The following is a 6833-nucleotide window of genomic DNA, read 5'->3' as shown; positions in this document are numbered from 1 at the left end:
TTTATTTCCATCGCCGCTGTATCAGGTGGTGGTAAAACGACGATTACGAACCAATTGCTAGAGAATTTGCCGGAATCAGAAGCGTTATATTTTGATGATTATGATTTTGAAGGCGCTCCTAGCAATCTAGTTAATTGGGTCCACGACGGTGCTAATTATAATGTATGGAATTTAACTCCCTTAGCCCAAAGTATCCAGGCGATTATAGAAAAAGGACAAGTTAAATATCTCATATTAGATTATCCTTTCGCCTATTTAAATGAACAAATGAAAAACTATATTGACTTTGCTATTTATATAGACACACCACTTGATGTGGCGCTGGCACGGCGGATGATTAGGGATTTTGAAGGTCAAGCAGTTTCGAAGGTTATGGGGGATCTAAAGTTTTATTTAAAATATGGTCGAGAAGCATTTTTGGCAATGGAGTATGTTAAGGGAAACTCAGATATGATTATCGATGGAACAAATCCTTTAGAAGAAGTAGTTAATGTCATTTTGGAGAAATTAGAAAGCAAGGTGAGTACAGTTTGAATCAATTAACCTTTAGAGAGCTTAAGTCAAAAGAGGACATATTAGAAGCTTTTCCGATAATGAAACAGTTAAGAACCCACTTAGATGAGCTTACATATTTGGATTTAGTAGAGGATGCACAACAAAATGATCAATACAACATGGCTGCATTATATGACGGTGACCAAATGGTAGCTGTTATAGGATTCAAACCGATGATCACCCTTTACTATGGGCGATTTGTTTGGGTATGCGACTTAGTAACTGATACTAATGAACGCTCAAAAGGGTATGGAGAGAAGTTGCTAGACTATGTTCAAAATTGGGCTGAGGAACATGGGTTTAAAAGTGTCGCTCTGTCTTCTGGATTAAATCGAACAGATGCGCACCGTTTTTATGAAGAGAAGATGGATTACGATAAAGTGAGTTACGTGTTTAAAAGAGATTTATAACTTACTTTACCGTAAACTTATTTTGTCATAGATTCATAGTCTTCTTTTAAAATGGCATACATTTTTAAGTCTTTATAATGACCTTTAACGAACATACTTTTCCTTAATGTTCCTTCATAAGTCATACCAACCTTTTGCATGACGCGTTCGGACCCTTTGTTTTCGGCAAAACACCTAGCTTCAATACGCACGAGGTCCATGTTCTCAAACCCAAACTTGATCAGCTCTTGAACTGCTTCAGTCATAATCCCGTTACTCCAATACTGATCCGAAAGAACGTAACCAATTTCAGCTTTTTGATGTGCTGGCTTCCACCAAATATAGTCGACTGTTCCGATGATTTTCCCAGTTTCTTTAAGTTCAATTCCAAAAGGTGCAACGTCGTGTTTTTGATATTGGTCCAAAGCAAACTGAACGAAATCTTTCGTATCATCGAGGGATTGGTGCGTGTTCCAACTAACATACTGAGATACTTCATCTTTAGAAGTGTACTTATTGATGTCTTCAACATCATCCATTGTTAGCTTTCTAATTTTTAAACGGTCGGTTTCTAGTGTGGGGAAGTCACTATAAACATCTTCAATCTTCATGAACTCATCTCCCGAAAGGTATTTCTAATTATTATACATAAACTTTTAGGAATTTACAGTAAATTCCTAATAAAAATCAAAAAAGGTGGTTACTTATGGAAAAGTTACAAGAACTTTTCGTAAAGAGTGTAAATCATTATTTCCCTGATGAAGGTGAAGCATGGCTAAGTAAGTTGCCTGATTTAATTTACTATTGTGAGCAGAAGTGGTCAATTACGGTTAAAAAACCATATTCATTATCCATAAACTATGTTGCCCCTGCGGTAACTAGAATGGGAGAAGAACTCGTAGTAAAGATTTGTATACCTGGCGAAGGGTTTATGAATGAGTTGGAAGCACTTCAATTGTTTGAAGGAAAGGGAATGGTTCAATTAGTTGACTGGGATGAAGATTATGGCTTATTCCTCTTAGAAAAAATAAATCCTGGGACTTATTTGGCAGATGTATTAGAAGATGAAGAAGCTTGTGAAATTGCTGCAGATGTTATTAACAAATTACATAAAGAACGACCAAAACAAACACGATTCATACCTACTGTGATATCAAGAGAGCAAAATTTTAAAAGAATTGTAGAAAAGAATCCTAATGGTTTGGGACCTATTTCAAGAGATGAATTGAGTTTGGCTTTAACGATCTTCACTTATCTAAACAAAACAACGAAAAAGCAGTATTTGTTACATGGCGACTTCCATCACTATAATGTTTTAGAAAGTGGGGAGGGCAACTGGATTGCTATTGACCCAAAAGGATTAATCGGGGAGAGAGAATATGATTTGATTCAATATATGTTGAACAAGCTTCCTGAGCAAGGAGCATATGATGTTATCCGAAAAAGAACTGAAATTTTTATGTCAAAATTAGATATTAGCTATGAACGATTACTTTTATGGGGATATAGTCATGCCGTGTTGGCAACTTCTTGGAGTGTTGATGGAGAAAACTATGATGAGCGCTTTTTAAACGGTATCTCCATCTTCAAGTCTCTTTGTGAGTCAAGTGCTGGTGCTAAGTTAGAGGAGGTTTACTTAAATGATTAGAAAAGCAGAAGGTGCAATTGTTTATAAAGGAAATGAGTTTTTATTAGTGCATAAAGTTAAAGTCAGTGCTCTTGAAAAGGGTAGCTTAATGGAAGGTGAATGGGATTTCCCAAAAGGTGGTGTCGAGCAAAATGACCTTAGTTTAGAACACGCTATATTGAGGGAGTTGGAAGAAGAGACTGGTTCAACTCAGTATAGGGTTATTAAACAATTTGATGATAAAATTTGCTTTTCGTTTGGAAAAAGTTTTCAAGAGCAAACAGGGTGGAAAAAGCAAGAGACAACCATATTTCTTGTTGAATATTTTGGTGATGACTCAGATTTAGTACCAAAAGACCGTGAAATTGCAGAAGTAAACTTTTTACCATATGAAGAGGTTTATGAACGATTAACCCATAAAGATACTAAACAATATTTTAAGTCATTCTTTAATGAAAAACTTCATGATTGTGTTCTTTGTTACCCTGACTTAGAACCAGAACAACAAGTTGTTTTCGCTAATGATCATTGTATGTTTTTACAGTTAAATCAATCAAAGGAAAAAGGAGTGCAATTAGAGGGATCAGGTCTGATTGTTCCTAGAAAACATAGGGAAACAGCGTTTGATTTAACACGTGAAGAATGGGAAGCAACATATGACTTGTTACATAAGGTTAAAGAGCACATAGATCAGCACCACCATCCACAAGGTTACAATGTAGGTTGGAATTGTGGAGAAGTTGGGGGACAGCATATTTTTCACGCTCATTTGCATGTTTTGCCTCGTTATGAAAGTGAACCACTGTCAGGTAAAGGGATTCGTTATTTGTTTAAAAGTAAGGAGAATAAACGCGCATAAAAAGGAGAGGGTCACCCCTCTCCTTCAGGTAAGTTACGGTACCCAAATTCTGTTCACTTTTGTTCGTTTTCCATCAAGTGTTAACAAATGGACGTCGGGATTTGTTAACCTGTGGAAACGAGAGCCGGAATAATAGTGATCTAATATTAACGGAATGACACCACCATGGGAGATGATAACGGTGTTTTCTTCGTCACGGCTTTCGATATCTTGAATAGCTTGAACGGCTCGAGTCCTTTTATCTTCTGATGAAATCCGATCGATTGGATTTAAATCAGCTAGTGGAAATTGACTTTCCAACTGATCCATCCATGAAGATAAAAGTTGTTTACTCATTAGACGTTCAGCAATTCGCCTGTCGATTTCAATTGGCATGTTATACTTCTGGGCGTAAGGTTCAATCGTTCCTACTGCTCGAATATATGGGCTAGAAACGATTCGATCGATTTGATAGTCCTTAAAGAACTCGACAAGTTCACGCGCTTGCATTTCACCTAATGTTGTTAATTGTGCCTGCGGTTCTTGACCTTCAGCTTTGCAATGTCTAACGATGTATATGTTTTTAGTCATGAAAATCACCTCGGGTCCTAGTACGTGTTTTGCTACTTCTAGTATTAACTTATTAAATCTATTAATTATTGACCAATTGTTTCGCCCGTTTTCTATTAAAAAGTTATTAAATTTCCGTCCATTTATAGATTAGTAAGTCTAATTCCTTCTCTTGAATAGTAATCGTCTTCGCTTCATGATGGACTGCTCCGAAAGCTTCGTAGAAAAATTTCGTTTCATTACTCTTTAAAACTTCTACGAAAATCGTATTATAACCAACTTCTTTAAAGTAGGCGAACATATCTTTCATTAGCTGTGTACCAACACCTTGTCCTTGAAATTCTTCAAGAATGTAAATGGATGTTAAATCACCAGCATTCTTATGTACATTAGTTTCCCTTTTACCCCCACTAGCGAAACCTACAATTTGACCAGTCTCGTTTTCCGCAACGATAATATATTGATCTTGGGCTGAAATATTATTAATCCAAAGTTTTTCTCTTTTTTCGTAAGTTAAGTTATTTAAGAATTCGTCTGGAACAATCCCTTTATACGTTGTCCTCCAACTATTAACATGCACTTTACCAATTCCACTTGCATCTGAAAGCTTAGCTTCACGTATTTTCATCATATCCCACCTTTATAAGTACTATTCGTGATAGAAGCTATTAACCCTTTTCCCCCTTAAAAAGTTTGTTGATATGATAGTCATTGTGTCAAAATATACTTAGCAATGAAAAAGGTGTGGTGACATGTTAACTTGGAAGGAAAAAAGACGAATTCCTACTAATATTGAGACTGTGTGGGCATTATTTCAGCCTGATCAATTACAACGTATTATGCCAAAAGTCGTTGAACATGAGTTGATCGAAGGAGAACAAGGTCAAGTAGGATCTAAGCATAAACAATCTTACCAAGAAGGTGAACGTGTTGAGACATATATCGTCGAAACATTAGCCTATGAAGACAAAGAGGACTATAAACATTTAACGATGACCTTTAATATTGGTAAAGCATTCAAAATTGAAAGGTCTTATACGATTATTACAAAAGGGAGTCAGGAATCGTTATTGACCTATGAAGGCGCTAATCGTGGAACGAATTGGTTTGGTAAGTTATTTTTGAAATTGGCTCCTTCTAGCAAAAACGATCAAGTTGTCCAAGAGTTTTTAGACAGAGTTGTTGAGGAAGCTGAAAAAGAACAAACAGGCTCTTGAGATGAAATCAAGAGCCTAACAGTTTATTGAATGATTTTCGCTACATATTTTCTTTGTCTTGGTCCATCAAACTCACAGAAATATAACCCTTGCCAAGTACCGAGGGCGAGTCTTCCATTTTCAATAATTAACGTTTGCGAATGGCCAACAGTACTCGTTTTCATATGGGCAGCTGTGTTGCCTTCCATATGTCGATCTTGTGGGTCATCCCATGGATAGGCCTCACGGAAACGCCTTAGCATGTCAGTTTTAACGTCAGGGTCAGCATTTTCATTAACCGTAAACCCAGCTGTTGTATGAAGAGAAGAGACGACAATTAAGCCTTCTTTAATGCCTTCTTCACGAATCCAACCTTCAACTTCATTCGTAACATCAATCATTTGGTCATGATGACTAGTGTTTAAATGAAATGTTTTTAACATGTACATCTCCCCTTGTGAAAGCTTTTCTCCATCTTAAATAAAGTAAAAACCGATTGCAATGATGATGTAAGCACACATAAGTGTCAAACCTTCAAACCAGTTTGTGTCACCGTCATTCATAATAAAAGTTGCTAAGAAAACTGAGAGCAACATCGAGATTAAAGCTTCTGTTGGAAACACGAGTGGCATTGGTGTAGCGAACATAAAGGATAACAATACTAAAATAGGTGTAACGAACATAGCAATTTGTAATGTCGACCCGACTGCAATTTCTACTGACACATTAATTTTATTTTGTAATGCCATATAGATTGCGGCAATATTTTCAGCGAAGTTACCAATGATGGCAACGATAATGATTCCGATAAATACTTCACTCCAACCGAAGGACTCCGCCACATCTTCAAACGTATCAACTAATTGGTCACTAACAAGGGCAACGGTAATCGCAGATGCAGCTAATATAATAATCGATTTCCATTTGCCCCATTCAGGTGTTTCTTGTTCTTGCCCTGAATCTTCCTTTTCTGCGTAAACCCCTCTATGAGTCACAAGTCTAAAAAATAATGCAGAAAAGTATAAGAGGAGCATGATGATCGCAATTCCACCACTTAGCCACAATATTTCATCATCACTAATCTTTCCGGAGAAGATAAAAGGGAAAACAAAAGAAACGACGACAGAAAACATGAGTAAGCCAATATTGTGTCTCGCATCATAAATGTTAAATTGTTGGCGTTTATACTTAATTCCGCCTATAAAGAAAGACGTACCTGCAACAAGTAATAAGTTACTAATAACGGCACCGGTTAAAGAGGCTAAAACAATATGTAAATAACCAGCCATTAATGCAAATATAGAGATGGTTAATTCAACAGCATTACCAAACGTCACGCTTAAAAGTCCGCCAATTCTTGGTCCAGCAATGACTGATAAGCTGTCGGTTGAACGCCCGATGTAAGATGCTAATCCTAAAATAGTAATACTATATACGCCGAACATCCAAGTCGGATCCCAGCCAAGTATAGATCCAGCAGCTGATGAAGGAACGCCAATTAACACGATGAGGAAAAATACTTTGTTCATAGAGTTCAACCTTTCAAATGGTCTCTCTTATAGACTTGGCGTTTTTGAGAAAATCATACAGAACATAGAATGAATCGATAGCATTTTAGTTTATTAATTGATTAAATGAATAAAACAGAAAATTTAAAG

Annotated in this window: 9 protein-coding genes and 2 pseudogenes; 6 read left to right on the top strand and 5 right to left on the bottom strand. The window is 36.6% G+C overall.

Going from position 1 to position 6833, the window contains the following annotated elements; translation table 11 throughout:
• The first annotated feature begins 3 nt into the window (after positions 1-3).
• On the top strand, positions 4-534 hold the full coding sequence (locus AHA02nite_RS13170) for a nucleoside/nucleotide kinase family protein (protein ID WP_246118868.1): 531 nt from the start codon (positions 4-6) through the stop codon (positions 532-534).
• Positions 531-965, top strand: a complete 435-nt coding sequence (locus AHA02nite_RS13165; protein WP_146818080.1) for a GNAT family N-acetyltransferase — start codon at positions 531-533, stop codon at positions 963-965. The genes AHA02nite_RS13170 and AHA02nite_RS13165 overlap by 4 nt, the downstream gene beginning before the upstream one ends.
• Positions 966-982: 17 nt before the next feature.
• Here AHA02nite_RS13165 and AHA02nite_RS13160 read toward each other — a convergent pair whose 3' ends face one another.
• Positions 983-1555: a GNAT family N-acetyltransferase gene (locus AHA02nite_RS13160; protein WP_146818078.1), complete on the bottom strand. Its 573-nt coding sequence runs from the start codon at positions 1553-1555 to the stop codon at positions 983-985.
• Positions 1556-1650: 95 nt separating this feature from the next.
• On the opposite strand from AHA02nite_RS13160, the gene AHA02nite_RS13155 reads away from it, so the two are divergent.
• From AHA02nite_RS13155 to AHA02nite_RS15210, 3 genes and pseudogenes are all read left to right on the top strand, one after another.
• A complete protein-coding gene (locus tag AHA02nite_RS13155; protein WP_146818076.1) occupies positions 1651-2592 on the top strand; it encodes an aminoglycoside phosphotransferase family protein in 942 nt (313 codons plus the stop codon).
• A pseudogene (locus AHA02nite_RS15215) lies at positions 2585-3010 on the top strand (NUDIX domain-containing protein); the annotation flags it as partial. The gene AHA02nite_RS13155 and the pseudogene AHA02nite_RS15215, both read left to right, overlap by 8 nt.
• 21 nt (positions 3011-3031) lie before the next feature.
• Positions 3032-3430: pseudogene (locus AHA02nite_RS15210) on the top strand (HIT family protein); the annotation flags it as partial.
• 33 nt (positions 3431-3463) lie between these two features.
• Here AHA02nite_RS15210 and AHA02nite_RS13145 read toward each other — a convergent pair.
• Together AHA02nite_RS13145 and AHA02nite_RS13140 are read right to left on the bottom strand one after the other, a co-directional pair.
• Positions 3464-4000, bottom strand: coding sequence for a histidine phosphatase family protein (locus AHA02nite_RS13145; protein ID WP_146818072.1), 537 nt, complete (start codon positions 3998-4000; stop codon positions 3464-3466).
• 106 nt (positions 4001-4106) lie between these two features.
• Positions 4107-4607 (bottom strand): GNAT family N-acetyltransferase, encoded by a 501-nt coding sequence (locus AHA02nite_RS13140; RefSeq protein ID WP_146818070.1) that lies wholly within the window; start codon positions 4605-4607, stop codon positions 4107-4109.
• Positions 4608-4731: 124 nt separating this feature from the next.
• On the opposite strand from AHA02nite_RS13140, the gene AHA02nite_RS13135 reads away from it, so the two are divergent.
• The gene (locus AHA02nite_RS13135; protein WP_146818068.1) at positions 4732-5196 is read left to right on the top strand and encodes an SRPBCC family protein; all 465 of its coding nucleotides are present in this window, start codon (positions 4732-4734) and stop codon (positions 5194-5196) included.
• A 23-nt stretch (positions 5197-5219) separates the two neighbouring features.
• On the opposite strand, the gene AHA02nite_RS13130 is transcribed toward AHA02nite_RS13135, so the two are convergent.
• Positions 5220-5618: a secondary thiamine-phosphate synthase enzyme YjbQ gene (locus tag AHA02nite_RS13130; RefSeq protein WP_146818066.1), complete on the bottom strand. Its 399-nt coding sequence runs from the start codon at positions 5616-5618 to the stop codon at positions 5220-5222.
• A gap of 33 nt (positions 5619-5651) precedes the next feature.
• Complete coding sequence (cax, locus tag AHA02nite_RS13125) at positions 5652-6704, bottom strand: calcium/proton exchanger (RefSeq protein WP_146818064.1); 1053 nt, start codon at positions 6702-6704, stop codon at positions 5652-5654.
• Positions 6705-6833: the final 129 nt, after the last annotated feature.

Source organism: Alkalibacillus haloalkaliphilus, assembly GCF_007991275.1.
In the GTDB taxonomy this organism is placed as follows: Bacteria; Bacillota; Bacilli; order Bacillales; family Alkalibacillaceae; genus Alkalibacillus; species Alkalibacillus haloalkaliphilus.
The sequence above is the reverse complement of the archived record's forward strand: the minus strand, read 5'-3'. Positions and strand labels throughout refer to the sequence as shown.